Origin of the sequence: Bradyrhizobium sp. A11 (assembly GCF_042077125.1) — a bacterium.
Classification (GTDB): domain Bacteria; phylum Pseudomonadota; class Alphaproteobacteria; order Rhizobiales; family Xanthobacteraceae; genus Bradyrhizobium; species Bradyrhizobium japonicum_B.
This window is the reverse complement of sequence record NZ_CP149509.1, coordinates 1,695,403-1,718,151: the sequence shown is the minus strand read 5'-3', so window position 1 is coordinate 1,718,151 and position 22,749 is coordinate 1,695,403. Positions and strand designations below refer to the sequence as shown.

The following is a 22,749-nucleotide window of genomic DNA, read 5'->3' as shown; positions in this document are numbered from 1 at the left end:
TCCAACCTTTGCTGCAATTCAGCCAGCGTGAATTCTACACGCTTCATGCTTGGAGCCCTGAGCTGGCAGGCACGATAGGCGTGGCCAAACCTCGCCGTTGCGCAAGATCAAGATGTCCTTGCACCCTGGACGTTTCGCCTTGACGCAGATCAGAACGATTTGCGGCAGAGGCCTACCTGGTTCTCAGATCGACAGCGGCTGCCAATTGCTGAAGCGGGGCCGCCACCTGGACCGGATAGGACGAACCGCTTCGAAGGCTTTCAAAGCCCCTCGGCAATCGCTGCAACTGCGTCCGCGCGTAGGCGCGGATATCCGGGAGCGATGGCCGATGCGCGACCAGGCGCCCCGCTTGCAGAACAGGGACGATCAGGGTCTCCCCTTCCTGAACGTCGTCCTCTGTCGACAGCACGTCCAACGCTATACGGCCGTCGGCATCGTAACGGCGCCACACCTGCTTGCGCCCGGGCCATGTCGCCTTGCCGGACGAACGCTTCCGCCGCGCCACGCCCGCGTATTCCTGCAGCTTATAGGCGCAATCGAGGGCCGGCACATCGGACGACGTTGCCAGGCTGGTGCCGATCCCGATGCCATCGATCGGGGCCGCCTCGCGAGCAAAGGACAATAACGTTTCCTCCTCAATGCCACCGCTGGCGAAGATGGTCACGTCCTTCAGGCCGCCCTCATCAAGGATCCGCCGCACGCTTTTCGAGAGCGCCACCAGATCCCCGCTGTCGATCCGCACGGCGCGGATTTCTATTCCAGGTGCCCGCAGTCGCGGGGCCAATGTCACGACCTTCCTGGCCGCCGCCTCAGTGTCGTATGTGTCAATCAACAGCACGAGGTCCTTCGGCCGCGCCCGTGCAAACGCTTCGAAAGCGGCCGTCTCGTCGTCGAACGACTGGATGAACGCGTGTGCCATCGTGCCGTAGGCGGGAATCCCGAAGCATTTTTCCGCGAGAACGGTGGCAGTTCCGGCAAAGCCCGCGATATAGCTGGCCCGGGCAGCCAGAAGGCCCGCTTCGGCACCATGGGCTCGGCGTAACCCGAAATCAACCAGCAGCTTGTCCGGTGCGAGCAGAGCCATGCGGGCCGCCTTGGACGCGATCAATGATTGGAAATGCAGCACATTGATCAAGCGGGTTTCGACAAGCTGGGCTTCGGGCAACGGTGCCGTGACGCGAAGGATCGGTTCGTTGGCGAAGAAAACCGTGCCTTCGGGCATGGCATGAACATCGCCGCTGAAATGAAAGGCAGCCAGATAGTCGATCAGGCGCGCGCTGAACCTGCCGCTACGGACAAGCCAGCTCAGTTCTTCATCGGAAAAGCGCAGTCCTTGCAGGAACTCCACCGCCTGCTCGAGCCCGGCCGCCACCAGGAAATTGCGCTGCGGCGGAAGCTTGCGGACGAAGAATTCGAAGACTGCAGTCCCGGTCTGGCCCGTCTCCAGATAGGCCTGCAGCATGTTCAGCTGATACAGATCGGTCAGGAGCGCGCTAGGTGATGAATCCATAACAGATCCCTCATCTTCGGATACCCGGCGGCCTGAAAGCTCATGAAGCCGGTGCCGCCGTCGCCCTTGCCGGGAACCGCTTCAGGATGGCGATGACCTCGTCATCGCTGACCTGGCTGAAATCACGGTAGTAATAGCCGATCGCGCCAAAATCCCGCGGCGTATCCAGGCAAACGATTGCGTCGACTTCTCCGCGCAGCCTCTGCAGCGTGTCGAGGGGGGCCACCGGTACGGCCAGGATCAGTTCCTTTGGCTCCCGTTTTTGCAGTGCCTGAATCGCTGCAAGGGTTGTCGCACCCGTCGCAATGCCATCGTCGACGATGATCGCGACCTGTCCTTTGACCTCAGAGCGGGCGCGATTGCCGAGATAACGTTCCCGGCGCCTGTCGATCTCGTCAAGCTCCTCCTTGCAGATGGCGTCGAACGTCTCCTCGCTCACGCCGGTGAAATCGATGATGTCCCGGTTGCGAACGATCACAGGCTGTTCCCCGTCCACAACCGCACCCATAGCAAGTTCGGGCTGCATGGGCGCGCCGATCTTGCGCACCAGGACCAAATCGAGGGGCGCCTGCAACCGATCGGCGACCTGCGCCGCCACCGGCACTCCACCGCGTGGCAGAGCCAGGATCACGGGACGGCGGCTCTTGTACTTCACCAAAGCTGTGGCCAACTGACGGCCGGCATCGTCTCTGTCTTGAAACAGCATATCGGCAGATCCCGGTTGAACGTCGGATCAGACTATTGCACGAGCACCCCGGATCGTTGATCAGCGTCAAGCCGCATCGCTCCTCGTCTGGCAATAGATTCTCATGCTGGAGCGCCAGGAGAAACTTTCAACCGAGGGTGCCGAGAACGACAGCATTTCTGCCCTGGCCCGCAAGGTCGCCTTCCTGAGCGAGCCCGGCAGCTACAGGCCTGCTCCCGATCACGTTCAGGCGCGGGAGACCCACATGTCCTGGGTCTTCATGAACGGCGCGCGGGTCTACAAGCTCAAGAAGCCGGTCCGCTTTTCCTACCTCGACTTTTCGACGCTGGCTCGCCGCAGGGCCGCATGCCTCGCTGAAGCCAGCCTTAACCGCCGGCTTGCGCCCGACGTTTATCTCGGCGTCGTTCCGCTGATCGAGACGGTCTCGGGATACGCGATCGGTGGCTCCGGTCCGGTGGCGGACTGGCTCGTGGTGATGCGCCGGCTGAACGAGCATGAGACGCTGGAGGCCATGCTGCGCAATGGCACGGCGCGTCAGACCGACGCCGAGCAGCTCGCAGCGGTTCTCGCCCGCTTCTATTCGCATACCGACCGCATCCTGGTCGCGCCCGAGACCTATTTGGCTTCTCTGTACGAAGCCGCCGTGCTGGATTGGCAGGTTCTACTGAATGAGCGCTTCGGTCTGCCGCGTGGCACGATCTTGCGCGTTGCCTCCGGTCAGCGACGATTTCTCGAACAGAACGCCCGAGTTCTTGTCGACCGCGTCTGCCGACGATTCATCGTCGACGGTCACGGCGACCTGAGACCTGAGCACATCTGGCTGACGCCTCCTCATCCCATCATCGACTGTCTCGAGTTCAATACCCGTTTGCGGGCCAGCGATGCCTTGGACGAGATCGCATTTCTGCATCTGGAATGTGAGAGGCTCGGCGGCCGATGGTTCGGTGACGCGATCCGCCGGCGGCTGGCACGCACCCTGCATGATGACCCCGCGGGCGGCATATTCCTGTTTTATCGAATGGGACGCGCGATGCTGAGGGCGCGCTTGTCCATCGCGCATCTGTTCGATGCGCACCCGCGCACGCCCGAGAAATGGCCTCGCCTCGCGCGCGCCTATCTCGCCCTCGCCGAATCCGACGCAAGACAGCTCGAACGGCTGCTCGCCCGATGACGGGCGTCAAGCTCCGTCAAGCCTGATACATCAAGAGGTCAGCCAGGGATTCGTTCTGATGCAGCCGCCTGATGGCTTCGGCCAGCAGCGGAGCCGCCGAGATCACCTCGAGCTTGGCAAGCACGGGCCCCGGAGCAAGCCTGAATGGCGGAACGGTGTCTGTGGCGATGATGCGATCAATCGACGGATCCGCAAGTGCGGTCTCGGCCCCTGGCATGAAAAGGCCGTGGGCAACGCAGGCAATGACATTTCTTGCGCCGTGCGTCCGCGCCGCCTTTGCCGCACGAACCAGGGTTCCGCCGCTGCTGATCAGGTCGTCGACCACGACGCAAAATGCATCAGTCACATCACCGGCAAACAGGTCGCCGGACACCCGGCCCGAGCTACGATGCTTCTCGACGAAGGCCTTCCCGATCGGCCTCTGCAACGTCTTCTCGAGGGCTTCGCGCAGCAGATCGGCTCGCTTTCCACCGCCCAGATCCGGGGACACGACGCTGATTGGCCCATCGCTCGCGATCGACCTGATCTTGTCGATCAGCAGCGGCGCCGTCGTGAGTGCAACGGAAGGACAGCGAAAGGCGTTCTCGTAAGCAGCTTCGTTGTGCACATCCAGCGTCACGATCCTGTCCGTACCGACAGCCTCGAACAGAGACGCCAGATAGCGGATGGTCACGGGATCATTTTCCTTGGTTCGGCGGTCCTTTCGCGCATAGCACAGATATGGCGTGACCGCGGTCACGCTTGTAGCACCCGCGTCCTTCAGTGCGCCGATCAAGAACAGCAGGCGGCAAAGCTTGTCATTCGGGCTCTCGACGGGCCCACCGTGAAGACTGTGAACGACGTAGACATCGCGGCCGGCCACCGTATCGAGCGGACGGACCTTGTGTTCGCCGTCTTCAAAGCTGCGCTCTTCGTGAGCAGCCAGCGAGCAGCCCAACGACGTCGCGATGCGCTCGCCCAGCGCGGTGCTTCCGCTAAGGGCGAACAGACTTAACCGATCGCTCCGCGCCAATGCGGTGCGCGGCATCCAGCTACTATCCATCATGCACTCCGCAATTCAATGATGGAGCACCTACGCCCGCAAGCTGTGCTTGCCCAGAACCTTGACCGTGCTGGCCTGTGGCCCTTTCTCTCCGGGCTCCTCAACAAAGCTGACACGCGATCCGACAGCGATGTGCGCGCGACCTTCCACGACACTGTTGCAGTTGAAATAAATCTCCTGGCCGTCGGTCCCTTCCAGGAAGCCGAACTCGCCACTTGGGTCGATACGCACGATTGTGCCGAGCGGCTCTACTTCATGGAGCTTGGTCTGGCCTTGCATCTCGCGCACCTGGTCCTGCAATTGCCGGCGCGCGCGCTTGAAGGCATCGTCCACCGCAAAGGTCAGATCGGCGTACCTTTCATCCTCCTTGGGCGTCCGTCCAACATTGACTTCGCGCCCTTCGGGAAGGGCCAGACGGATGCTGACCTGATATTGACCACCCGTCTTGTGCCGATCACCAGGGCCTCTCACGATGATGCGGCCCGCGGTGACTCGACCGTAGCGCCTTTCCAGCTCGGCGATGTGCCCCTCAATCGCAGCCTGCAGCTCCAGGGAAGGGATCAGATGTTCGAATTCGATTTGAGCGGGGGTTTGCATGGTTCGCTCCTATTATGGGGCGGTCGATCTGAGCACACGGCGCGCCCATAGCTTTGCGCGAGATCAACCCGATCCAACCGGCGATTCACCCTGGGAACTTTGCGGCACGTCAAAGCAGCCCGGCCCGAGCCTGCAAATAATTCACACTCTGCCTCTGATCCGGGAGCAACATCATGACCACGTCCACGGGTGTGACTGCGTTGGATCATTCGATCCAGGAAACAAACGTTTGGCTCAAGGCCATCGACGAGCAGCTGGCCCTGGAGAACCGTCATCAAGCCTACAATGCATTGCGTGCCGTCCTGCATGCGTTGCGTGATCGCATGCCGCCGGAGGTCGCCGTCAAGCTCGGGGCGCAGCTGCCGATCGTGGTGCGCGGCTTCTACTATGAAGGCTGGCATATGGCGGCAACGCCGACAAGGGAACGGCATATCGAGGAATTTGAGGCACATGTCGCCAGGGAGCTTCCGCCGCAGTTCCCAGTGAGTGCGCTCGCCGCAGCCCGCGCCGTTTACGAAGTGCTGTGGGAAAAGCTCGATCCCGGCGAATTCGAGAAGTTGATGTCCCATCTTCCGGCGCCGCTCAGAAACCTCCAGGGCTGACCAGACGGAGTCGGTTCGTGAAACGTGATCGATCGCTCGAGGTCATCATTCCGCCGCTAGGACTGGCGGGAATGTTGACGCTGCCGGACAATGCCCGTGGCCTGGTTGCGTTTGCCCATGGCAGCGGTTCGAGCCGATTCAGCGTCCGGAATATCGCGGTCGCGCAGGAGCTGAACGCACGCCGCTTCGCGACGCTGCTGTTTGATCTTCTCACGCCGCAGGAGGAGGACGACCGCGCCAACGTCTTCAATGTCGGAATGCTTGGAAAACGGCTGGTCGCAGCCGTCGACTGGCTTCAAGGCCTTGAACCTGCGGTTGCCTGCCTCCCCGTCGGATTGTTCGGCGCCAGTACCGGCGCGGCGGCCGCCCTCATCGCGGCGGCTCAATTGCCTGACCGAATTGCCGCGGTGGTCTCACGTGGTGGACGTCCGGATTTGGCCGGCGAAGCCCTGCCCCACGTCCGCGCGCCGACCCTGTTGATCGTCGGCGGCGCCGATGTCGGCGTGATCGAGCTCAATGAGGAGGCGCGCACTTGGCTTGGCGGGCTGACGGCGCTGGAAATCATTCCCGGTGCAACGCACCTGTTTCCCGAGCCGGGCGCCATGGACGCCGTCATCGGGCATGCCAGCCGATGGTTTGAGCGATATCTGCAGGCGCCGACGCCAGTCCGCGCCGCGAGCTAGGAGAAAGCCATGCAGCTCCGGTCCAGCGCCTTTGCCGACCGATCGGCTATTCCGCGGCGCTTCACCTGCGACGGCGAGAACCTGTCCCCGCCCCTGCAATGGTCCGATGCGCCCGAGGGAACCCGCAGTTTCGTGCTGCTGTGCGATGATCCCGACGCGCCCGCCGGCACTTGGCACCATTGGGCAGTCTACGACATTCCGCCTGACCAAAGTGGCCTTGTGGACAACGCAGCTCAGAAAACGAGGCTGAAGCAGGCCACCAACGATTTCCGGAAGGTTGGCTATGGCGGGCCATGTCCGCCGCCCGGCCACGGCGTCCACCATTATCGCTTTCGGCTCCTTGCCCTCTCCACCGATCATCTTCGTGTCCCGGCGAATGCATCATGCGTCGACGTCGAACGCGAGGCGCGCAAGCTCGCCCTTGCCGAAGCCACTCTCACCGGCACGTATCACAGATAACGACGCCGCGGGATCCTGCTCATGACGAACATCATGGTGGCGACGGACGGATCGGACGGCGCGCGCCGCGCGATCGATGTGGCAGCGAAACTTGCCAAGGCGTTGGCATGCAATCTTCTAATCGTAACAGTTGCCGATCGGCTTTTGGAAGAAGAGGCTCGGCGACTTCCGCACAGCGGAGCCACCGCCGGTGACCTCTTGGAGGCCTTGACGGGGCAGACCCTCAGGGCCGCGGAGGCCCAACAGAGGCGATCGATCATGGCGACTGATCAAGATCGCAAATGGCGGCGGCTCCCCACTTCGAACACCAAGCCGCGACAGATTACCCGTAAGGCCATCGATTGCGCCTCTGAAGTCCTCAAGGCCTCGCGATGAAGGGGTCGACGCGCAGCGCAGGCTGCCGACCGGCACCACGCGGATCGAAAGCAGCCTTTCGCTGCAACTCTACGGAAGCGGCGCTCGGCGGCACGGAGCAAGCGCGATCACTCAGCCAGTAGACGGTCGCTCACTTCAGCGAAATCACAATCGCACTGAGGTTGGCGGCCATCTCCAGCCCCGCCTTGGGGCCTTGCAAGATCATCACGACGCCATTGTCGTTTCGCAGGTGGACACCACCCACGCCGCCGACGAGAGCGCCACCACCGCCAACCGAACTATAGGTGCCCGCGAAGTCGCGGACGTCTCTGATGCCGGAGGCCCAGCCTTCCAACCGGCCGGCTGTCGCGCCGGCGGTGATGCCGAGACTTATGCCGGTGACGCGGAAGGGATAGCTGCGGCCGCGATAGCTCAATACGCCGGTGCCGGCACCGCCGCCCACCAGCAGGCCCGCCTTCACGATCTTGACCCGGACATGGCCGGCGGCTTGCGCAAGCGAGGGAGCGGCCGGAACCGTGACAGCGAGCAGCACGATCGCGACAAGGCGGCCGATCGAGCGCAGCCTGGCGCTGGTCATCTCACGGCTTCGCGGCATCGACCTTCTTCCAGGTCTGGTCGGGATCAAACAGCGTCAGGCGCTTGGCCACGAAGTCGGTGCGCTTGCCGAGATCCTTTTGGTAGACCACGCCGGCATGATTGACCAGGAAGGTCATCACGCCGGAATTGCCGTACTCGGCCGGCCAGGCGATCAGCGCGAAGCCGCCGATCATCTTGCCTTTGACGACGTAGTTCATGGCGCCGCCGGGGGCATCTGGTCCCTGCGCCTTGAGAATGCGGAAGTAATAGCCGTGATAGGGCGTCATGCCCTCGCCGGCTTTGTAGCCCTCCCTCGAGGCCTGCGCGGCCAGTGCTCCGAGCGGGCTCGGGTCGCTGTCGTCGCGCCAGAACAAGCCATCTTTCTTGCCGGGCGAGGAGACGATGCGCTGTGCATAGACGCCGACCCCCTCGCCGCGGTCCTTGTCTGCATATTCGTTCTGCGCGTCGACGAACGCGAGCGCGGTCTGGATTGCTTCGAGCTCGTTACGTCCAATGCGACGGCGAAGCACCTCGATGCGCCCTTCCTCGGTGTCGAATTCCCAGCCCGCCTTGGTGTTCACCAGCGGAATCGGGAACGGGAAATCTTCAGATCCCAGGACGAGGGTCGCGCTCTTGTTACCCTCCGTCTTGACGCCGTGCTTAGCGTCATACATCGAGGTGAAACGCTGGCGGATATCGTTGTCGGCGATCTCGTCGCCGGAGAAAACGATGTCCTCTGCCGCACTGCCGAGCACTTTCAGGATGTCTCGGGGGCCGCTCTTGACTGCGGCCGCGAGCGCTGCGGCTGCGTCCTCGGGTGTCTTGTAGGATTGCTGCGCCTGAGCCGCAGAGCCAAGAAGCGCAAGCGCAATCATGCCCGACAACACTGCACATCGGAAAGATTTCAGGCCGATCATGGCATCACCTCCGCAGGAAGCTTCGCGCCGCCGGCGAGCCAACCGCGATAGGTGCGGAATGTCAGCCCAAGCCTTTCGTAGTAGACCCGCAGGTAATCGTCACGACCTCGCGTGACCGCGTCAGGCATCACCTGCGCGACCTCCTGCGCAAGCACACCGACATAGACCTTGTCGCTGCCGACATAACTGAAGCGGTAGTAGCCGAGGCCGTTGGCGAGGTGCCCAAGAAGGACGACATCGTGCTTCAGCCCGGCATCGGAGCGCCGGCCACCCCCGCCTCCGCGGAAGCCGCCTCCTCCGCCTCCGCCACCTCGACCGGCCATGCTCGGACCGCCACCACCGCCGCGCGGCATGCTCGCCATGCTGGACCGTCCGCGCGCCGATGCTGCGGCCGCCGATCGGCCGGATGAAACGTTCATCGCGCCGCCGCGATTGCCGCCACCGCCGCGGTTGGCCGCACCGCCACCACGGTCCGAGGCCTTGGCGCGATCGCCGCCGCCCTTGGCGGCAGCCTTGGACCGGTCACCGCCACCCTTGGCACCGCCACCCTTGGCACGATCCCCGGAACCCGCACGGTCGCCGCCTCCGGGCCGGTCGCCCCGATTGCCGGCGCGATCGCCTGCACGGTCTCCGGCGCGGTCGCCTGCGCGGTCTCCCGGTCCGCCACGATCGCCAGCGCGGTCGCCTGCGCGATCCCCCGCCCGGTCTCCCGCACCTTGATCAGGACGCAGCACCTGGCTGCCGTCACGGCCGCGGAAGTCCATCCGGTCCGATGCGCCAGCCTTCAAGTTGTTGTTGCCGAAGCGCTGTTGAACATTGGTGTTGCTGTAGCGCACCCCTTGCCGATGCGCTGGATTATGCTGCCAGCCGTTGCCAATATTAGTGGTGCGATGATTGACGTAAACGTTGCGGTTGCCCCAGTTGCAGCCGCCGCCCCAGTAATTGCCCCAGCGTCCGATCGCCCAAGCCGTGCCGAACGCGATGCCGGCCGCGACCACTCCCGCACCGATATAGGATGGGTAGCCCCAGTAATATGGCGGGTACTCCGCATAGGGCCAGCTGCCATAGACAGTGGCCGGATCGTAATACGGCACGTACATCGCTGCAGGATCTGCCTGCTGGATCACGACGACCTGCTTGCCTTCCTGAGACTGGACGCTGACCTTCTGCTGCTTGGTGGTCACCAGCTTCTTGTTGTCGTAAGCCTTCGTGCGAAGGCGCTGGATCGCGTCCATCACGTCGGGCTGCTGCGCCAGGAAGGCATCGCCGAGCTTCTTTGTCCAGTCGAGCTGGTCACTCATCATGGTCAGGACATCGGCGGTGCTGGCCAGTGCCTTCACGCTGTCGTCCCAGCCCTGCTTGTCCACCTCCGTCTTCAGCGCATCGCCTTTGAGAGTCTTGCGCTCCTTCAGCCAGCGGTCGGCCTGCACGATCTCCAGCGGATAGGTCGAGGCGGCCAGCACGTTGGCGAGCAGTTCGTCCGGATAGAGCGCGATCGGCGCGACCAGAGCCTCCAGCTGTTCGGGCTTCAGAAGCTCGGCCGTCGGCGCGGCCGGATTCGCCGGCTGCGCCTGGGGGGCGGCCGCGACCGGCTTGTCGGTCGTCTGGGCGGACACGCAAACCGGCGTGCCCAGCAACAGCGCAAGCGCCATCAACGTCTTGCCGCAGCGGATCATCGCATCCTCCCTCTCAATCCAGCCGAGACCATGAGATCGAGAGCGCGACGTTCATTGACAAAAATCAACGAAACGCGCGTGTTGTCTGCTGCAACGCGGGATCCTAGCTCGCGAGCGGAAGCCGAACCGTGAACAGCGCCCCGCCGAACGGCTGGTTCTCCGCGGAAATCGTGCCGTGGTGCGCCTCGACGATGGTGCGGACAATCGCCAGTCCCATGCCCATGCCATCCGGCTTGGTGCTGAAAAACGGATCGAAGATGGTCTTGAGATCGGCGACTGCGATACCCGGTCCCGTATCTCCCACGCGAATTTCGGCAAAGTCACCGGCGCCGGCCATGATCACGCTGACCTCGCGCTTGCCTGCCTGAACCTCCGAGATCGCGTCCAACGCGTTGAGGATGAGATTGAGAACGACCTGCTGCAGTTGAATGGGATCACCCATGACGCGCAAGTCAGCATCGGGCGGCGCATAGAAGCTCAGCTCGATATCGCGTCCCGCCGCCACATCGGCGACAAATCCCATCACCTCCCGGATCGTTTCTTTCAGCTCGATTTCTCTGACCTCGAACGGCGCTTTCTTCAGCACGCTGCGCAACCGGCGGATCACCTCGCTGGCCCGCTGATCGTCGCGCCTGATATCGGCCAGGATCTCGCGGATTTCCCGGAGATCGGGCGAGGCCCCCTTCAACATCAGCTCCGCCGTCTCCGTATTGGTCAGTATCGAACCAAGGGGCTGGTTCAGCTCATGGGCGATCGACGCCGTCAGCTCGCCGACGGCCGAGTAGCGGTTGACATGCACGAGTTCGGCCAACCGCTGTCGGGATTCGACCTCGGCAAAGCGTCGGGCCCTGCGTTCGTGAAGCAAACCGCTGATCAGTCCTGCCTGGATCAGGATCACCGCCGCGACCAGCGCCACTTGCCAGCGGTATTTCTCCCAGATGCCCGGCTCCCGAAATAGAATTTCGCTGCCTTGCGGCAGGTTGCTTTCGCTGATTCCCCATCGCTGCAATTCGCGCCAGTCATATCTTGGCGCGGCAGCGACGATCGGTTCAATCTTGACACCTGCCGGCTTCTCGCCATCGAGAATGCGCACCGCCGCATCGGCGGCCTTTTGACCGAGCTCGGAAATGGAATGCATCGGGCCGCCGACGACATCGCGGCCGAAGAAGGACTCGTCGAAGCAGAAGATAGGGGCATTGGCGACGGCGCGAAGGCGATGCAGCGCAGTCTCGCCGTCATGAATGACGCCCGCCGCATCGACCGACATCACCCCCCAAAACAGGGCCGATTGCGGCGGCAGTTCCGAAGCCCGCTTCAGGATCTCATCGAATGACAGATCGCCGTACCAGACGAAGGAGACACGATCTTCCAGCTGCCGGACGTCCTTCTTCACCTCTTCAAACCAGAATTTCTCCAGCGCGGACGCGCCGATAACCAGGGCGATCGTCCGCGTCTCCGGCAGCACCTGAAGGACATTGCGGAAGGCGGCGACAAAATCGATGTGGACAGAGACGACGGTGTCCTTCTCGGTCAGACTCGCTCGGTCGATCAGCCGTTCTTCCACCGTTGTGAGCACCATCGGCGCATTCGGAAACAGCTCCGTCCGATGTCTCTGCACGAAATTTGCGGCGGGCCCCCCGACGCTCATGATGATGTCAGGCGGACGGCCCTGGTAGATCGAACGGAGATATCCGACGAAGGGTCCTTCAGGGCCAGGCTCTATAAACCGCGCAGTGAGCAGCGTATGCTCCTGAATGTCGAGCGGCCAAGGCGAGCGCTGCTGGAGATTTGTCTTGATGCTTCGCGCGTAGTCGCTCCAGGGCAGGAAGTCCCGGCCGAAGGAGTGCAGCAACAACACGCGCTTGGGCTCGCGACGATTACCCTCCCCGGCAGCATCTACCGGCCGCAGTCCAAGGCTCGACGACAGCGCCAACGCAAGGCACAACAGCACGACCTCGGCGGCTCGTCGCTTGCTCGACGCAATCGATTTGCGCCCGCTCATGTTTCACTCCGGAGGCGGCACATCGTGCCGATGGCGCCATCACAGCACATCTGGCCGCAACCGCACCAGTGCCTGTTGCACCCAGACGAGCCGCATATCGGCACGGGCAGCGTTGCCGCCCGAGTTTCTTAGTCCATTCCGGAACTAGTGCCCACCACTGAAGATCAGGGCCTTGAATGGCAGCAGCAGCGCCTGGATCCGTAGTAGCAGCGCATGGACGAATCCGATTGCGTCGATCGCATGAAGGACGATCCGCCTCCCGGTCGAAGTCTTGGGGTCGACGATCTCCTGGTGATTGCTGGTATACGCGTTCACGATGCAGGTGCTGCCGGCCGTCACGCCATCGAGTCCCCCCTTATAAAGCGGCTCGAGAAACACCAGGATTGTCCCCGGCTTGGCAAGGTTCTGCGCCTCGATAAGCTGCTCGCCGGCCCGAGCCTGTCCGGCCGCGATATAGTCCTGTACCGCGGTTACGACCAAAGGAATTACGGCCCATGGTCTGGAGATACAGGTTGCCTCTGCAACCATACCCTCCTTCATGACGCCTGCTTCGATCTGGCCGAAGCCAGCCTGCAGCCGCTCTCTGCCGGCGCCCTCAGGAATCAAGATTCCCGCGGGCCGCATCAATTGATTGACGACGTCGCCGGTGCGGACGAGAAATTGCTCGACGCGTCCGTCGACACCGGCACGAACGAAGGTCTTGTCGAGGTCAACCTGCGCCTCGGCCAGCGAGGCCTCCGCGCTCGCCTTTTGCGCCGGCAGCAGGGTCGACACCTGCAGGGTTGCCGATTCCTTCGTCGCGGTTGCGGCGTCGATACCGGCCTGACGCTGGTCGACGACGACCTGAAGCTTCTCGATGTCGCGCTGCGGGACGATCCCGGGATTGCGACGCTGCAATTCCGTCTTGACGTCGAGTTCGTCCTTTGCCTGCTGGTAGCTGGCCCTGGCCTCCTGGAGCTGCGCCTCGGCCTTGACGATGTCGGCCCTTGCGGAGGCCATGGAAGCATCGATCTCGGCGACCTTGCGCCTGGCCGTTTCGAGCGCAGCCGTCTGCTTCGAATTGTCCAACCTGAAGAGGACGTCGCCCTTCTTCACGACCTGGCTGTAGCCGACGTTAACTTCTGCGACACGACCCGATCCCTCGGGCAGGATCGGGACGGTTCGGAACAGCAATGCCGCGTTTGACGTCGCCGGATGAAAGAAGAAGACGCTGGTGATCAGCGCCACGGTCAGCATCAGGCAGCCGGTGATGCCCCAGCGCAGCTCGTACCAAACGGAGAAGAGCGTGATCTCCTTACCGAACCGCTTGCCTTGGACGAAGCGCCGATAGAGGTAGTCAGGAAGAATGGTCAGGAGCGAGCAGATGATGAGCTCAAGCATGACTGCGCACCTTCTGCTCAGTATCCACGATCTGATCCTCCCGGCTGACCGTTGCCGGAGCGGCCGCCGTGTCGGGCTGAGGCGCCTCGCTCACACCAACTTGTGACGTGCTATCTGCGATCCTCTCCACCGAGCCGGCGATGCTACGTAGCGGCGTTCCGAAATCCGGCAGCTCGATCAGCGCAAGCACCAGTGCCGCGATCCAGTACAGATGCTCGTGTGTGAACAGCGCGAGAAGTCCCAGCACGGCGACGATCTCGAACTGCAGCTTCTGGGTCTTGTGCGCCATGCGCTCGGGCAGGCTGTGCAAATGCCAGTACAACAGCCCTACCCCGAAAACGGCCGCGATCAGGATGATGCCCGTCACGATCATCAGCACGTCGGTTTGCCCTGGCAAGATGATGTAGAAGGGCAGATTGTGTGGTGCCATCGGATGAAGCTGTTCGCTCAACTTGCTCTCCAGATCAGGGACACGCTGCTGCGGTCCTTATAGCAGATTGGGGATCGCGGCTCCGCTTTGCTTGATATGAATCAACAGAATTGAGTCCGTCCGACCTAGCCTTGCTCAAGCAGTGAAAACTGAGCAGCAGGAGACATCGGCAATGTCCGCCAATCTCGACGCCCTGATCCCCAATGCCATGCAAATCCGCAAGGAAGCCGCCCTGAAGGAGGCCGAAAAGGCGGAGGAATATGCCCGGCTCGCCGCTGCGGCGGAGGACGAGAAGCGCGCTTTGATCGAGCGGCTGAGCAAACCGTCGGGCAAAACCGAGGAAGAGAAGATCCAGCTTGCCGCCACCATCATCCAGCGTGCAGTGCGAAACGGGCTGACCGAGGTGCAGGTGTATCGCTTTCCCAACACGCTGTGCACCGACAAGGGTCGCGCCATCAACCAGCAGGAAGCGGGCTGGGAGAAGACGCTGACCGGTATCCCGAAGGAAATCTTCCAGCTCTGGACCGACTATCTGAAGCCGCGCGGCTATCGCATCAGTTACCAGATCATCGACTTCCCCGGCGGCATGCCCGGCGACATCGGCGTCACGATTTCCTGGGGCGATTGATCATTCCTTTTGCCGGACTTGATTGGGCATAGCGAAAGGCAGGGCATGGCGAAGGACGAAGACGGCGCGCGGATGAAGCGCAAGACTTACGAAAAGGAGCTGGAGAAGCTTCAGGTCCAGCTCTGCCATCTCCAGGACTGGGTGAAGGAGAAGAAGCTCCGCGTCGTGGTGTTCTTCGAAGGCCGCGATGCCGCGGGCAAGGGCGGCACGATCAAGGCGATCACCGAAAAGGTCAGCCCCCGCGTATTCCGCGTGGTCGCCCTGCCCGCGCCCTCCGACCGTGAGAAGTCGCAGCTCTACATCCAGCGTTACATGCAGCATTTCCCTGCAGGCGGCGAAGTCGTGATCTTCGACCGGAGCTGGTACAATCGCGCCGGCGTGGAATATGTCATGGGCTTCTGCTCACCTGAGGACCACAAGCGGTTCCTCACCCTGTGTCCCCAGATGGAGAAGCATCTCGTCGAGAGCGGGATCATCCTGATCAAGATCTGGCTCGAGGTCGGGATGGACGAGCAGGAGCGACGGTTCCGCGCCAGGATCGACGATCCGTTGCGACAGTGGAAACTGAGCCCGATGGACACCGAGTCCTATCGGCGCTGGTACGAATATTCGAGGGCTCGCGATCTGATGTTCGAGGCAACGAGCTCCAAGCATGCGCCATGGACGATCGTCAGGTCCGATGACAAGCGGCGGGCGCGGCTGAATTGTATCGCGCATCTGCTGGACTCGATCCCGCACAAGCGGATCAAGAAGGACAAGGTCAAGCTGCCGCCGCGCTCCGACAAGGGACGCTACAATGACCAGGCGAGCCTGCGGGGGATGAAGTTCGTGCAGGAGCGCTACTAAACGAGATCGAAATAGGCCGCGCAGTACGCGACCTATTTTCTTGCGTTCACGCCTATTTCAACCGGATCGTGACCCCGCCGACGGCCGCCGACACTTCGGCGCCCACCTTCGGCCCGCTGAGCTGAAGGATCACGCCATTGGCGTTCTGCAGTTGAACCGCACCAGCACCAGCCGCAACGGCGCCCCCGGCCCCGCCCACCGCGTATGCCCCCTCGATCGACGCCGGGCCGCGCAAGTTCAAGGCACGCCCGACGAACTTGGTGGTCGAGGCACCCACGGTCAAACCGACGCTCATGCCGGATACGGTGAACGGATAGTTCTTGCCGCGCAGGCGCAGCACACCCTCGCCGCCTCCGACGCCGACGATGAAGCCGCCCTTGGTGAAGACCACGGTGACGCTGCCGGTTTCGGCGCGCGAGGGCACGCTGAAGCCGGCGACGCCGAGAACCAGAGCAGCAACAGCTACGAGTTTCTTCATTTACTTTCCCCTGAGTTTGGCTCGCTATTGAGCCAGAAGCATTGCGAAGTAGCCGAACACGGTGAGCAGAATTCCCGAGACGGCATAGCCGACCGGGAAGCCGATCCAGGGCACGGAGCTCTGGATCTCAACCGCAGCCTCCCGGCAAGGACCGGAGTGCGAACGGGCACCGGCCACGCCGCCCATCAACACGGCCGGATTGATCTTGAACACGTGGAACCCGATCGCCCAAACGATGAAGGGCGGGATCGTGCAGGCGATGAAGCCGACGATGAAGATCTTCAGCGCAACCGCACCGGTGAGCTGAGCAAGGAGACCGGCACCGGCATTGACACCGACGATGGCGACGAACACCACGAGACCGAGATCCTCCAGCACGTTGCGCGCCGCGTTCGGCGTATTGCCGAAGAAACGGAGCCGCGACACGATGGAGGAGACGATCACGCCCGACAGCAACAGACCGCCCGCGTTGCCGAGGCCGACCTTGGCGCCGAACGCCGGGAATTCCACCATGCCGATCAGGAAGCCGATGATCATGCCGACCGAAAGGGTCAGCAGATCGGTCGACGTGTTGGTCCGCGCAATGCGGCCCCACATCTCGCCGAGCTCGTTGACAGCGGACTTCAAGCCGACCACCGAGACGATGTCCATCCGCTCCAGCTTGGTCTTCAGACCAGCCGGGATCTGCACGCCGCCGCGCTCGACCTTGGTCACTTGCAACTGGCCGGCGATCGCGGTGTCACGGAAGGACTCGAACGTGCGCCCCACCATGTCCTTGTTGGTGACGAGGATGTCCGCCTGGTCCATGGGAATGCCGAGCGTCTTGGCGTCGGCGACCTCGGGACCGATCAGGCCCATCTTGTCTGTGAGATGCTCGGTCGAGCCGCCAAGCGCGACGATGTCGCCCTTTTGCAGCACGAGATCGGCATCGGCACCTTGCGGTTCGCCGTTCCGCCCCACGTTGACGATCCGGTACTCCGGATTCATGGCGCGGAATTTGGCGATGCTCATGCCCGCGGTCGCAGGGTTCTCCAGCCGATAGGCGCGTAGCCCGAACTGACGATAGCCGGTGAGGCCGCCGCCTTCGAGATCCTTAACCCCGAACTCCTGCTCATATTGCTTGGCAGCGGCCTTGGCATCGACACCCCACCAGCGCGGCAGGTATTTGCAGATCAGGATGATGCCGACAGTGCCCCAGATATAGGTGATGCCGTACGAGAGCGCGATCATGCCGGAGGCGTCCTCGGGCTTCATGCCCGCAGGGAGCTTGACGACACCTGATGTGACGGCCTGCTCGGCCGAGCCGATGGCGGCCGACATGGTCTGCGATCCCGCCAGCATGCCACCTGCCGCCCCTGGGGGGAGCGCGAACAGCTTTGCACCGATCACCACCAGCGCAAGGCCGAGCACGCTCGATACGACGGCGAGAATGCAGAACTTGAGGCCGTCGCCCTTCAGGCTGTTGATGAAGGAGGGACCGACGCGCAAGCCCACACCGTACATGAAGAGGTAGTAGAACAGGCTCTTGGCGAAGTTATTCAGCTCGAGCTTCACGCCGTAGGTGGAGGCCCATACCGACAGGCCCGCCCCCACCACGATGGCGCCGGCGACCATGCCGAGACCATAACCCTTGATGCTGGCCCGACCGATATAGACGGCGAGGCCGACGACGAAGAACAGCAGCAGATATGGATACTGCTGAAGGAATGTGAAAAAGCCTTGCATGTTCGGTCCCCTCTAAGATGCCGCCTTGAGCTTTGGCACCGCGGCCGGCTTGGGCCTGCCGATCTTCGCCAAGGCTTCAGTACGCACGAGCTTGAGACCTTCCTTGGCGTCGTAGCCGTGGATCTCCTTCACGTCGAGCTTGCGCATGAAGTCGATGGTCTCCTGGGTGATGACCTGGCCCGGCACCATGATCGGGAAGCCCGGCGGATACGGGATGACGAAATTTGCCGAGACAAGCTCCGGCCCGGCCTTCAGACGACGGTCGATCTCCGGATCGTTGAGGCGAATGTGCTCGCAACCCGCCGCGTCGTAAGCTGCGTAGAAGCCGGTGCGGATGTCGCCTTCGTTGGTCTTGGCACCGGCATCGCCGCGGAAGCTCGGGTGGAAATGCGAGAAGTTCGGCAGGTCCGGCACGTCCGTCATCAGGCTCTTGACGCGCGCCTCGAAAGTCTTCCGCGCGTTAGCGCCCCCCTGTGCGAGGCCCCGATCGATCTCGCCAGCAATCTCGGCCAGCACTCGGATTAAGTGCGCAACATCGCTGCGGGTGTTGTTGATGTTGGACTGGACCAGGACCGAGTTGCGCGAGGTCTTGTTGACCTGGATGTTGTACTCGCTCGCCAAAATGCCCTTGAACTGCGTGCCGTCGTAGCCGGCCGTTCCGCACACCAGCGTCATGCGGGTCGGGTCGAGGCAGAACTCGTCCTCGTCGAAGCTCCTCAGCGTATTCGCCCAGTTCACGCCGGCCGCAAGATAATCGGTAAAGCCGCTCTGGCGGTACTGCGCCGGCACCATGGCATCTGCGCCAAGCACACGGAAATACTTCGAAATCAGCGGATTGTTGTTGACCGCATGGCGGATCGCGAACGCGATCTCGATCGCGTTGGCCACGAGGCCGTAACCCTCCAGCTCCATCTGCCGCCGCGAGATATCGAGGCTGGCGATGAGCTGCTGGTTCGGACTGGTGGAGGCGTGCGTGAACACGGCCTCTTTGAACTGCTGCTCGACCGTATGGAACTCGACGTCCTTCACCGAGAGCATGGAGCCTTGCCGGATCGCCGACATCGACTTGTGAGTCGAGTTGGTCTGGTAGACGCGAAGGCGGATCTGCCGCGGATCAGGGATGAGCCTGGTTTTGAGCAGCATCGCGTCCGACGGGTTCTTGCCGAGTTCGGCCTGCTGCTTCTCATAGGCCGCCACGGACTTCGGATCGTGCATCCACGTCTCGATCTCATTGGCGGCGCCCATGGCGGTACGCCGACGCAGGAACGGCGAGAAGCGCGCGAAGCCGAACCAGGCCTCGTCCCACAGGAAGATCAGGTCCGGCTTGATGGCGAGACATTCCTCCATCACGCGGCGCGTGTTGTAGATGTGGCCGTCGAAGGTGCAGTTGGTGAGATCGACCATCTTGACGCGGTCGAGCCGGCCGTCGGCCTTGGCATTGAGCAGCGCCTGCTTGATCGTCTTCAGCGGCACGGCGCCGTACATCGAATATTCCGTCATCGGGAACGCCTCGACATAGAGCGGCTGCGCACCCGCCAGCACCATCCCGTAATGGTGCGACTTGTGGGTTGCGATCGACGATCGCGATATCGCCGGGCGCAAGCAGCGCCTGCACCGCCATCTTGTTCGATGTCGAAGTGCCGTTGGTGACGAAGAAGACGCGATCGGCACCAAGTGCCCTTGCCGCCTTCTCCTGCGCCTTCTTGATGTTGCCGGTCGGCTCCAGCATGCTGTCAAGGCCGCCTGTGGTGGCGCTGCTCTCGGCCAGGAACAGGTTGGGTCCGTAGAACTCGCCCATGTCGCGGATCCAGTCCGACTTGAAGATCGACTTGCCGCGGGCGATCGGCAGTGCGTGGAACGTCCCGATCGGACGCTGCGCATATTTCTTGAGGTTGTCGAAAAACGGTGTGTCGTACCGGTCCTGGATGCCTTCGAGGATCGACAGATGCAGCTCCAGCAGCTCTTCCACCGAATAGAAGATGCGGCGGACGACACTGGCTTCGGGATTACCTGCCAATTCCTCGACGTCTCGATTCGAGATCATGTAGAGATCAAGCTCCGGCCGGATCCGCTTGATGATCTGGGCGAGCCGGAGCGCGGATGCGTCGGCTTCATCCTTGAGACCGGCGGTCGCCATGATCGAGCGAAGCACCGGCGCTTCGTGCCGCGACCGCAGGCCAAAACCCTCGTTGATGATGACCGCGGCGATATCAGGGTTGAGCATGGTCGCACAGAACGCGTCTTCGAGGCTGCCGACAATGACGGGCTCATAGATGAAGCCGTCGATCGGACGCCGCAGCTTGCGCCATTCGGTGGCGAGTGCCGGCCACTGGCTGGACGACACGCCGGTCACGATGAGGGTTTCGAAGTAGGGCCGGCGCGCCGTGGGCCCGCCAAACGACGGCGGCACCAGTTCGGGCACATCGCCATTGCCCTCGTCCTTCGCGCTCCAGTCGCCGGCATGCTGACGGAACGACCGGGTCGCCAGCGCCTGGGCGATCTTCGTCGCAAGCGCGAACGATGTGGCCCCGTCGCCGGCTGCTGCGGCTTCCCGCAACGCCGCCATCAGGTGCAGACCGGGATAGCCATGAAATTCCTCGGTGACCGAGAGCTCGGCCAGCGCCGCATCGTAGGCCGCGCGATTGCCGGCCCGCGCCCAGGTCTTCGCTGCTTCCACGAGATCGCGCCAATCATCGGCCCGGGCTCCGGGCCCGGAAAAAAATCGATCGATACGCTTCTCTGCGGAGTTGGCATCCTTGGACATGTCTCTCTCCCGATCCCAGTGGCAATTGTGATGCGGGATCGTGGCCTTGCGGACCTGCGCTCCATTGATCCAAGTCAACGGTCTGAATGATCATGGACGACGTCAGCGGCGCGCGTGCATCTCGCAACGCAACAACGCTTAACCGCCCCTCGCGTCGCTGCCGCCCAACACGCTATCGAGCGTCCGCAGCCATTGTGCGCTGTCGGTCTTCTCGGCCAGCCCTTCCGCCCGCAGGAGGTCGCGCAGCTGCGCGTGCGCGCCAACGATGCAAAGCGCGACGTGACGGGAGGCGAGTTCGTCATAGAGATCGTGCAGCATGCGCGCGCCGGCGAGATCGATATAGGGCGATGCCGAGAGATCGCAGACGACCAGCCTGATATCGACCGATCTGGCCAGCGCCTTCAGCACGGTCGCGAGGATCGTCTCGGCATTGATGTAGAGCAGCGAAGCCTCGGGACGAAAAGCGATCACGCCGACGAGGGGCTCCACGCCCTCATGCCTGGCGCTGTCGGAATAGCGGCCGGTTCCCGGCAGCCGGCCGAGGAAGGCGATATTCGGTTGCGATGCCCGCGCCAGCAGCAGGAAGATCGACGCGATCGCAGCAAGCAGCACGCCTTGAAGGATTCCGAGCAGCAGCACCGCAATCAGCGCGATGGCGGCCGCGTAGAAATCGATCCGGCTGACTTTCCACATCCGCCACAGCGCCGGAATGTCCACCAGTCTGTACACCGCGGCAAAGACGATCGCGGCCAGCACCGCCTTGGGAAGATTGGTCAGCAGCCCTGTGAAGAACAACAGGCACAGCGCCAAGGTGACCGAGCAGATCACCAGTGCAAGTGGCGTACGCGCGCCGGCATTGTCGTTCACCGCCGATTGCGACAACCCGCCGGCGACCGGGTAGCCGTGGCCGAATGCCGCGGCAAGGTTGGCGGCGCCCAAGCCGAGAAATTCCTGCCGAACGTCGAGCGCATATCCGTGCTTGGCAGCGAAGCTGCGTGCGGCGGACACGCCTTCGATATAGGCCAGCAAGAGACAACCCGCCGCAATGGGAAACAGCTCCTCGGGTTCAACCAGCCCAAAGGTGGGAACGGCAAGGGTCGGTAATCCCTCGGGGATCTTGCCTGTGACCGGCACCCCCATGGCAGGTAACCCAAGCAGCGTGGCCGCTACGATCGCGAGGGCCACGATGGTGATGCCGACCGGGCGGCCCGGGAGGCGGCGCTCGCCGAGCAGCAACAGCAGGAGCGCAACGGCACCGACCGTCAACACCAGCAGATTCGTATCGCCAAGCTGGCGCGCGATGTGGATGGCCCGATCGAAGAAATTGCGACCGCCGCCGGGAATGCCAAACAGGCTCGGCAATTGGCTCATGATGATGGTGAGCCCGGCGCCCGCCTTGAAGCCGACCAGGATGCTGTCGCTGACCAGGCGGACGAGGCTGGACAATTTGAACAGCCAGGCGATCAGGCACAGCAGCGCCACCGCGCAGGCAACAAGGCTTGCAATCTGAGCATAGCGAACCGGATCACCTGCGGCGAGCAACCCGACCGTGCCCGCGATCATCAGCGAGATGGCCGAGGTCGGGCCGATGGCGAGCTGGCGGGAGGAGCCGAGCAGCGCATAACCGATGCCGCCGAGAATATAGCCGTAGACACCGATCTGCGGCGGCAGGCCTGCAAGCGCAGCATAGGCGAGCGATACAGGAATTGCGTACGCGGCCAGCGTGACGCCGGCCACCGCGTCGGAGGGCAGCCACGTCATCCGATACCCGGAAAGCCAGCCAAACGGCGGGATCAAACGCATCCACCCCAGCCGCGATCCAGACGGCGGCTTCATGAGCTTGCCTCGGAGGGCGCGGCTTCGCAGCGCACCAGCACGATCAGCAAAGCAACCACAGGAAGCAGGATCTCGGCCAAGGTGCTGATGGCACTCGCTCTCGCCCCCGCATCACGGCGCAGCCAGGCGGCGATCACGATGCCGACCGCGATGGCCAGGATCGGCGCGACGGCGATCGTTTCGTCGCGGCGCAGCAATGAAGTCGCGGCAATGCCCTGTGAGCTCATATCCGATACATCGTTTGCCGCCGATCTGGGCGCTGGTCCATTGAGGCCGCGCGGGCGCAGAGAAGGCTTGACTTGAATCAAAGCTCCTAGGGGCTTTGAGGATTCAATCCATCGGGACC

At 62.9% G+C, this 22,749-nt stretch carries 21 protein-coding genes and 1 pseudogene; 7 read left to right on the top strand and 15 right to left on the bottom strand.

What is annotated here, in order from left to right:
* Positions 1-172 precede the first annotated feature (172 nt).
* Both WI560_RS08000 and WI560_RS07995 read right to left on the bottom strand, forming a co-directional pair.
* Entirely contained in the window at positions 173-1,510 is a 1,338-nt protein-coding gene (locus WI560_RS08000; RefSeq protein ID WP_375307556.1) for a nicotinate phosphoribosyltransferase, read from the bottom strand.
* Between the two features lie 40 nt (positions 1,511-1,550).
* Positions 1,551-2,216 (bottom strand): phosphoribosyltransferase, encoded by a 666-nt coding sequence (locus WI560_RS07995; protein ID WP_375307555.1) that lies wholly within the window; start codon positions 2,214-2,216, stop codon positions 1,551-1,553.
* A gap of 103 nt (positions 2,217-2,319) precedes the next feature.
* Between WI560_RS07995 and WI560_RS07990 the strand changes: the two genes are divergently transcribed.
* Complete coding sequence (locus tag WI560_RS07990) at positions 2,320-3,387, top strand: hypothetical protein (protein WP_375307554.1); 1,068 nt, start codon at positions 2,320-2,322, stop codon at positions 3,385-3,387.
* A 16-nt stretch (positions 3,388-3,403) separates the two neighbouring features.
* Here the strand turns inward: WI560_RS07990 and WI560_RS07985 are convergent, their stop codons facing one another.
* Together WI560_RS07985 and WI560_RS07980 are read right to left on the bottom strand one after the other, a co-directional pair.
* A complete protein-coding gene (locus WI560_RS07985) occupies positions 3,404-4,414 on the bottom strand; it encodes a ribose-phosphate diphosphokinase (RefSeq protein WP_375307553.1) in 1,011 nt (336 codons plus the stop codon).
* Between the two features lie 45 nt (positions 4,415-4,459).
* Positions 4,460-5,026 (bottom strand): HPF/RaiA family ribosome-associated protein, encoded by a 567-nt coding sequence (locus WI560_RS07980; RefSeq protein WP_375307552.1) that lies wholly within the window; start codon positions 5,024-5,026, stop codon positions 4,460-4,462.
* 173 nt (positions 5,027-5,199) lie between these two features.
* Between WI560_RS07980 and WI560_RS07975 the strand changes: the two genes are divergently transcribed.
* The 4 genes from WI560_RS07975 to WI560_RS07960 all read left to right on the top strand — a co-directional run bounded on the left by WI560_RS07975 (position 5,200) and on the right by WI560_RS07960 (position 7,145).
* The gene (locus tag WI560_RS07975; protein WP_375307551.1) at positions 5,200-5,628 is read left to right on the top strand and encodes a DUF2267 domain-containing protein; all 429 of its coding nucleotides are present in this window, start codon (positions 5,200-5,202) and stop codon (positions 5,626-5,628) included.
* 71 nt (positions 5,629-5,699) lie between these two features.
* On the top strand, positions 5,700-6,311 hold the full coding sequence (locus WI560_RS07970; protein ID WP_375307550.1) for a dienelactone hydrolase family protein: 612 nt from the start codon (positions 5,700-5,702) through the stop codon (positions 6,309-6,311).
* A gap of 9 nt (positions 6,312-6,320) precedes the next feature.
* Positions 6,321-6,770, top strand: a complete 450-nt coding sequence (locus WI560_RS07965) for a YbhB/YbcL family Raf kinase inhibitor-like protein (protein WP_375307549.1) — start codon at positions 6,321-6,323, stop codon at positions 6,768-6,770.
* A 21-nt stretch (positions 6,771-6,791) separates the two neighbouring features.
* A complete protein-coding gene (locus WI560_RS07960; protein ID WP_375307548.1) occupies positions 6,792-7,145 on the top strand; it encodes a universal stress protein in 354 nt (117 codons plus the stop codon).
* Positions 7,146-7,275: 130 nt separating this feature from the next.
* Here WI560_RS07960 and WI560_RS07955 read toward each other — a convergent pair whose 3' ends face one another.
* From WI560_RS07955 to WI560_RS07930, 6 genes are all read right to left on the bottom strand, one after another.
* Entirely contained in the window at positions 7,276-7,740 is a 465-nt protein-coding gene (locus tag WI560_RS07955; protein ID WP_375307547.1) for a hypothetical protein, read from the bottom strand.
* Positions 7,724-8,638, bottom strand: a complete 915-nt coding sequence (locus tag WI560_RS07950) for a DUF2950 domain-containing protein (protein ID WP_375307546.1) — start codon at positions 8,636-8,638, stop codon at positions 7,724-7,726. Before WI560_RS07950 ends, WI560_RS07955 begins: the two co-directional genes overlap by 17 nt.
* Positions 8,635-10,314 (bottom strand): DUF3300 domain-containing protein, encoded by a 1,680-nt coding sequence (locus tag WI560_RS07945; protein WP_375307545.1) that lies wholly within the window; start codon positions 10,312-10,314, stop codon positions 8,635-8,637. Before WI560_RS07945 ends, WI560_RS07950 begins: the two co-directional genes overlap by 4 nt.
* 103 nt (positions 10,315-10,417) lie before the next feature.
* The gene (locus tag WI560_RS07940) at positions 10,418-12,316 is read right to left on the bottom strand and encodes an ATP-binding protein (RefSeq protein WP_375307544.1); all 1,899 of its coding nucleotides are present in this window, start codon (positions 12,314-12,316) and stop codon (positions 10,418-10,420) included.
* A gap of 144 nt (positions 12,317-12,460) precedes the next feature.
* On the bottom strand, positions 12,461-13,696 hold the full coding sequence (locus WI560_RS07935; protein ID WP_375307543.1) for an HlyD family secretion protein: 1,236 nt from the start codon (positions 13,694-13,696) through the stop codon (positions 12,461-12,463).
* Positions 13,689-14,147 (bottom strand): hypothetical protein, encoded by a 459-nt coding sequence (locus tag WI560_RS07930; RefSeq protein WP_375307542.1) that lies wholly within the window; start codon positions 14,145-14,147, stop codon positions 13,689-13,691. Before WI560_RS07930 ends, WI560_RS07935 begins: the two co-directional genes overlap by 8 nt.
* Positions 14,148-14,298: 151 nt before the next feature.
* On the opposite strand from WI560_RS07930, the gene WI560_RS07925 reads away from it, so the two are divergent.
* Positions 14,299-14,754 (top strand): hypothetical protein, encoded by a 456-nt coding sequence (locus tag WI560_RS07925; RefSeq protein ID WP_257177171.1) that lies wholly within the window; start codon positions 14,299-14,301, stop codon positions 14,752-14,754.
* Positions 14,755-14,799: 45 nt separating this feature from the next.
* The gene (ppk2, locus tag WI560_RS07920) at positions 14,800-15,600 is read left to right on the top strand and encodes a polyphosphate kinase 2 (protein ID WP_375307541.1); all 801 of its coding nucleotides are present in this window, start codon (positions 14,800-14,802) and stop codon (positions 15,598-15,600) included.
* Positions 15,601-15,652: 52 nt separating this feature from the next.
* Here ppk2 and WI560_RS07915 read toward each other — a convergent pair whose 3' ends face one another.
* The 5 genes and pseudogenes from WI560_RS07915 to WI560_RS07895 all read right to left on the bottom strand — a co-directional run bounded on the left by WI560_RS07915 (position 15,653) and on the right by WI560_RS07895 (position 22,711).
* On the bottom strand, positions 15,653-16,078 hold the full coding sequence (locus WI560_RS07915) for a hypothetical protein (RefSeq protein ID WP_375307540.1): 426 nt from the start codon (positions 16,076-16,078) through the stop codon (positions 15,653-15,655).
* A gap of 24 nt (positions 16,079-16,102) precedes the next feature.
* Positions 16,103-17,803, bottom strand: coding sequence for an aspartate:alanine exchanger family transporter (locus WI560_RS07910; protein WP_257177168.1), 1,701 nt, complete (start codon positions 17,801-17,803; stop codon positions 16,103-16,105).
* A gap of 12 nt (positions 17,804-17,815) precedes the next feature.
* Positions 17,816-20,567, bottom strand: a pseudogene (locus tag WI560_RS07905) (decarboxylase).
* Positions 20,568-20,705: 138 nt separating this feature from the next.
* The gene (locus tag WI560_RS07900) at positions 20,706-22,403 is read right to left on the bottom strand and encodes a SulP family inorganic anion transporter (protein WP_375307539.1); all 1,698 of its coding nucleotides are present in this window, start codon (positions 22,401-22,403) and stop codon (positions 20,706-20,708) included.
* Positions 22,400-22,711, bottom strand: a complete 312-nt coding sequence (locus WI560_RS07895; protein ID WP_375307538.1) for a hypothetical protein — start codon at positions 22,709-22,711, stop codon at positions 22,400-22,402. The genes WI560_RS07900 and WI560_RS07895 overlap by 4 nt, the downstream gene beginning before the upstream one ends.
* Positions 22,712-22,749 lie beyond the last annotated feature (38 nt).

Coding starts and splice junctions, on each gene's coding strand:
- WI560_RS08000 (WP_375307556.1), bottom strand. CDS start 1,510: ATGGATTCATCACCTAGCGCGCTCCTGACCGATCTGTATCAGCTGAAC.
- WI560_RS07995 (WP_375307555.1), bottom strand. CDS start 2,216: ATGCTGTTTCAAGACAGAGACGATGCCGGCCGTCAGTTGGCCACAGCT.
- WI560_RS07990 (WP_375307554.1), top strand. CDS start 2,320: ATGCTGGAGCGCCAGGAGAAACTTTCAACCGAGGGTGCCGAGAACGAC.
- WI560_RS07985 (WP_375307553.1), bottom strand. CDS start 4,414: ATGCCGCGCACCGCATTGGCGCGGAGCGATCGGTTAAGTCTGTTCGCC.
- WI560_RS07980 (WP_375307552.1), bottom strand. CDS start 5,026: ATGCAAACCCCCGCTCAAATCGAATTCGAACATCTGATCCCTTCCCTG.
- WI560_RS07975 (WP_375307551.1), top strand. CDS start 5,200: ATGACCACGTCCACGGGTGTGACTGCGTTGGATCATTCGATCCAGGAA.
- WI560_RS07970 (WP_375307550.1), top strand. CDS start 5,700: ATGTTGACGCTGCCGGACAATGCCCGTGGCCTGGTTGCGTTTGCCCAT.
- WI560_RS07965 (WP_375307549.1), top strand. CDS start 6,321: ATGCAGCTCCGGTCCAGCGCCTTTGCCGACCGATCGGCTATTCCGCGG.
- WI560_RS07960 (WP_375307548.1), top strand. CDS start 6,792: ATGACGAACATCATGGTGGCGACGGACGGATCGGACGGCGCGCGCCGC.
- WI560_RS07955 (WP_375307547.1), bottom strand. CDS start 7,740: ATGCCGCGAAGCCGTGAGATGACCAGCGCCAGGCTGCGCTCGATCGGC.
- WI560_RS07950 (WP_375307546.1), bottom strand. CDS start 8,638: ATGATCGGCCTGAAATCTTTCCGATGTGCAGTGTTGTCGGGCATGATT.
- WI560_RS07945 (WP_375307545.1), bottom strand. CDS start 10,314: ATGATCCGCTGCGGCAAGACGTTGATGGCGCTTGCGCTGTTGCTGGGC.
- WI560_RS07940 (WP_375307544.1), bottom strand. CDS start 12,316: ATGAGCGGGCGCAAATCGATTGCGTCGAGCAAGCGACGAGCCGCCGAG.
- WI560_RS07935 (WP_375307543.1), bottom strand. CDS start 13,696: ATGCTTGAGCTCATCATCTGCTCGCTCCTGACCATTCTTCCTGACTAC.
- WI560_RS07925 (WP_257177171.1), top strand. CDS start 14,299: ATGTCCGCCAATCTCGACGCCCTGATCCCCAATGCCATGCAAATCCGC.
- ppk2 (WP_375307541.1), top strand. CDS start 14,800: ATGGCGAAGGACGAAGACGGCGCGCGGATGAAGCGCAAGACTTACGAA.
- WI560_RS07915 (WP_375307540.1), bottom strand. CDS start 16,078: ATGAAGAAACTCGTAGCTGTTGCTGCTCTGGTTCTCGGCGTCGCCGGC.
- WI560_RS07910 (WP_257177168.1), bottom strand. CDS start 17,803: ATGCAAGGCTTTTTCACATTCCTTCAGCAGTATCCATATCTGCTGCTG.
- WI560_RS07900 (WP_375307539.1), bottom strand. CDS start 22,403: ATGAAGCCGCCGTCTGGATCGCGGCTGGGGTGGATGCGTTTGATCCCG.